This window comes from Poseidonibacter lekithochrous (assembly GCF_018861145.1).
In the GTDB taxonomy this organism is placed as follows: domain Bacteria; phylum Campylobacterota; class Campylobacteria; order Campylobacterales; family Arcobacteraceae; genus Poseidonibacter; species Poseidonibacter lekithochrous_A.
The window spans coordinates 1-4,087 of record NZ_JAHKQT010000027.1 but is presented as its reverse complement, the minus strand read 5'-3'; the positions used below and the strand labels follow the sequence as shown (position 1 = coordinate 4,087).

Annotated in this window: 5 protein-coding genes; all 5 read left to right on the top strand. The window is 27.0% G+C overall.

Annotation, left to right across the window (positions count from 1 at the left end; all coding sequences use genetic code 11):
* Positions 1 to 21: 21 nt before the first annotated feature.
* Complete coding sequence (locus tag KO488_RS10635; protein ID WP_216058791.1) at positions 22 to 1,734, top strand: SLC13 family permease; 1,713 nt, start codon at positions 22 to 24, stop codon at positions 1,732 to 1,734.
* Between the two features lie 16 nt (positions 1,735 to 1,750).
* The gene (locus tag KO488_RS10630; protein WP_216058790.1) at positions 1,751 to 2,494 is read left to right on the top strand and encodes a hypothetical protein; all 744 of its coding nucleotides are present in this window, start codon (positions 1,751 to 1,753) and stop codon (positions 2,492 to 2,494) included.
* Positions 2,478 to 3,125, top strand: coding sequence for an adenylyl-sulfate kinase (gene cysC / locus KO488_RS10625; protein WP_216058789.1), 648 nt, complete (start codon positions 2,478 to 2,480; stop codon positions 3,123 to 3,125). The genes KO488_RS10630 and cysC overlap by 17 nt, the downstream gene beginning before the upstream one ends.
* Positions 3,115 to 3,873: a 3'(2'),5'-bisphosphate nucleotidase CysQ gene (gene cysQ, locus KO488_RS10620; protein WP_216058788.1), complete on the top strand. Its 759-nt coding sequence runs from the start codon at positions 3,115 to 3,117 to the stop codon at positions 3,871 to 3,873. Before cysC ends, cysQ begins: the two co-directional genes overlap by 11 nt.
* A gap of 44 nt (positions 3,874 to 3,917) precedes the next feature.
* On the top strand, positions 3,918 to 4,087 hold a 170-nt coding region (locus KO488_RS10615), incomplete at its 3' end, for a sugar phosphate nucleotidyltransferase (RefSeq protein ID WP_216058792.1).

Here is a 4,087-nt window from a genome sequence, read left to right as displayed (position 1 = left end):
TGGAATTGTAAGGCTATATAGTTGAAGATATTTGTAGCTATTACACTAATAGTATTAATTATTATGCTAATTCAAAATAAATACAAAGCCTCGTACTTATTTGGTACTTTGGCTAGTATTTATTTTTTACTTGATTTAGTTAGCTATGAAAAGATGATGAATAGTTACACAAATATTTCTCTTTTAACTTTGATTTTACTAGTAATAGTTTCAAAAGCTTTAGAAAAAACTGTTTTATTGGATTATTTTTCAAAAATAGTTATAAAAAAAAACTATAATGTCACATTTCTAAATCTTGGAATATTGACAACTATTTCATCTGCATTTTTAAATAACACTGCAATAGTAGCAGGTTTGATGAATACTATAAAAAACAACAAATACCACCTACCCTCAAAACTACTAATTCCTCTATCATACTTTTCGATAATTGGGGGAACAATGACCCTAGTAGGAACATCTACAAATCTTTTAGTAAATGGTTTTTTAACTGATATGGGTAATGAAAGTCTAAAGATGTTTGATTTTTTTATTGTTGGTTTTTTTATTGCACTTTTTTGTAGTATTGCACTTTTTTTAGTAAAGGGTTTATTACCTGAATATCAAGTTCAAAGTACTGAGATAGAAAAACATCTTATAGAACTTCAAGTATCACAAAATAGTTCTATGATAGGAAAATCTGTAAAAGAAAATGGATTAAGAAGTTTAGAGTATTTATTTTTAGTAGAAATAAGTAGAAATAATAGAATAATATCTCCAATAAAACCTGATGAAATTATTTTGGCAAATGATAAGTTAGTTTTTAGTGGAGATTTAAAACATATAAATGTTTTAGATAAGTTTTCTGGCTTAACTATGATTGATAATATCCATGTAAAACAATTAACCCTAGTAGACTCAATAATCATGCCAGATTCGACTATAATTGGAAAAAAAGTTAAAGAATCAAAATTTAGATCTAAGTTTGATGCTTCAATTATATCTATGAAAAGAGGTTCTCAGGATATTAAAAAGATTGGTGATGAGATTATACAATCAGGTGATAGACTAATACTTGCAATTGGTCAAGATTTTTATAACAGGGATAATATATCAAAAAACTTTTATCTATTATCAGATATTAAACAAAAAGAAAAGTTTGATATAAGTAAAAGTGCCTTTATTTTTGGAGGTTTTTTACTTTCATTAGTATTAGCAGCTTTGGGTTTTATATCTTTATTTAAATCTATATTTATCTATTGTTTTATTTTAATTGCTTTAAAGATTATTAGTATACAAGAAATAAGAAGAGTTTTTCCATATGAGCTTTTTATAACTATTGGTTCATCTTTGGTTATTTCAAAAGTTTTAATAAGTTCAGGACTAGCTGATAATATGGCAAGTTTTGTTTCAAGTATATTTGGAAGTTATGGTGTATATGGAAGTTTTATCGGTATATATTTATTAACTCTTCTTTTAACTGAAATAATTACAAATAATGCAGCTGCTGCTTTAAGCTTTCCAATAGCTTATGCAACAGCTGCTGGACTTGATGTAAATATTTTACCTTTTGTTTTTGCAGTAGCATTTGGAGCAAGTGCAAGTTTTATGATGCCATATGGATATCAAACAAATTTAATGGTAAACTCTATTGGTGGATATAAGATCAAAGATTTTATGAAAATAGGATGGATTATAACGCTAGTATATTCATCTGTAGTAATATACTTAGTTCCACAAATATATAGTTTTTAAAAGGAAGTAAAACAATATGATTTATAATTTCTGGGAAGAATATCAAGAACTTTTATCATATCAACAATCACGTGAATTTGATTATAGACTTGATAATGTAGCCATGAAAATAAATGACTTTTTTCAAAGATTACTAATAGGAAATATAAAAAAAAGAAATATAAAGTTCTTTCTAGCAGGTTCCTGTATTAAATCTGATAGATTTAGAGATCTTGATATGATTTTTCCAGTAAGTAATGATAGAGAATTAATAAATGATGCTTTAAACAAAGACTATTTTGAATATGAAAACAACTCATATACCTACAGATATAAAAATGATATATATCAACTTGTATTTAGAGATAAGTTCAAAGATGCAAGTTTAGATTTTTTAGTAGATGGTTTTGACTTTGATTCAACGAAGATTGCTTTTGAATGTAATTATGATACAAAAAAAAGACTATTTACTATTGTAAAATGTGATTTAAGAATGGAGTTTATAAACTATATTAATACAAAAGTAAATAATCTTGAAAATATTAGTGTAAATCCCTTTGTATCATTACAAAGAGCTATTCATTTTCTAAAACGTGGAGATGATGTACCCTACTCTGTGTTTTTAGATATTTGTTCAAAAGTTGCAGATTTAAAAATAAAAGAAAACGAAAATATAGATAAACATTTTATAAGACTTCAAGGAAACCCAAATAAATTAGAAAATATAAAAGATGCAATTAGTCATTATATAGAGGATAAGCAAGATGAAATCGGAAAATAAAAAGCATGAAACAAATGAAGATATCATTTGGCATCAGCAAAATATTACAAAACAAAAAAGAGAATCTCTTTTAAACCAAAAACCATGTATTCTTTGGTTTACAGGATTATCAGGATCAGGAAAATCTACTGTAGCAAATGCAGTTGAAGTTGAACTATTTAGAAGAGGAATTAAAACATATCTTTTAGATGGAGATAATGTACGTCATGGTTTAAATAAAGATTTAGGCTTTAGTGAAAGTGATAGAATAGAAAATATTAGAAGAATTGGCGAAGTATCAAAACTATTTGTAGATTCAGGTCTTATTGTATTAACTGCTTTTATTTCTCCTTTTAAATCAGATAGACAAATCGCAAAATCCTTAGTTAAATATGATGAATTTATAGAAGTATTTGTAAATACTCCAATAGATGTTTGTGAAAGTAGAGATCCAAAAGGTTTATATGAAAAAGCAAGAAGTGGAGCTATTAAAAACTTTACAGGGATAGACTCTCCTTATGAAGCACCTGAAGAACCACAAATAGAGATTAAAACTAATGAAAATACTATACAACAATGTGCAGATATTGTTGTAAATTATTTAGTAAAATATGGATATGTAAAAGGGAATGAAAACGATTATGCAATTTAAAGATATAAATATAGAAGATATAAAAAATATAGCTGTAAAAGCTGGTGATGCAATTATGGAAATTTATAATAAAGATTTTCAAATAGAGCAAAAGCAAGATAATTCACCTTTAACTGAAGCTGATTTAAAATCAAATGAAATTATTTGTGAAGCATTAAACAGCTTATATCCGAGTATACCACTTATGAGTGAAGAAAATAAACAAACAGATTATGATACTAGAAAAAACTGGGAATATTACTGGTGTATAGACCCAATAGACGGAACAAAAGAGTTTATCAAAAAAAATGGTGAGTTCACAGTAAATATTGCACTTATGCATATTAATACTCCTGTTTTAGGTGTTGTTTATGCACCTGCACTAAATGACATGTATAGTGCGAAGAAAAATGAAGGTGCCTTTAAAAATAATGAAAAGTTACCTTTAAAAACAAATTCTAGTCCAAAAGAAAAGCTATCAGTAGTAGCTTCAAAATCTCATTTATCATCTGAAACACAAGAGTTTATAAATAATCTTGATACAAAAGAGATTGAACAAGTTTCAAAAGGGTCTTCTTTAAAACTTTGTATGGTTGCAGAGGGAGTTGCTGATATTTATCCAAGACTAGCTCCAACTATGGAGTGGGATACAGCAGCAGCTGATGCAGTTGTAAGAGAAGCTGGAAAAATGACTTATCAATTTGAAAAGGATGAACCAATAATTTATAACAAAGAAGATTTACTTAATCCTTGGTTTGTAGTAAAATAAAGATATAATAATAAAAATAATTAATTAAAAAAGAAGGAGCATAAATGAAAGGAATAATATTAGCAGGGGGAAGTGGAACAAGACTATACCCCATCACAAAAGGTGTAAGTAAACAACTAGTTCCAATCTATGATAAACCAATGGTATATTATCCACTTTCAGTTTTAATGCTTGCTGGAATAAAAGAAGTACTAATTATTTCAACTCCAACAGA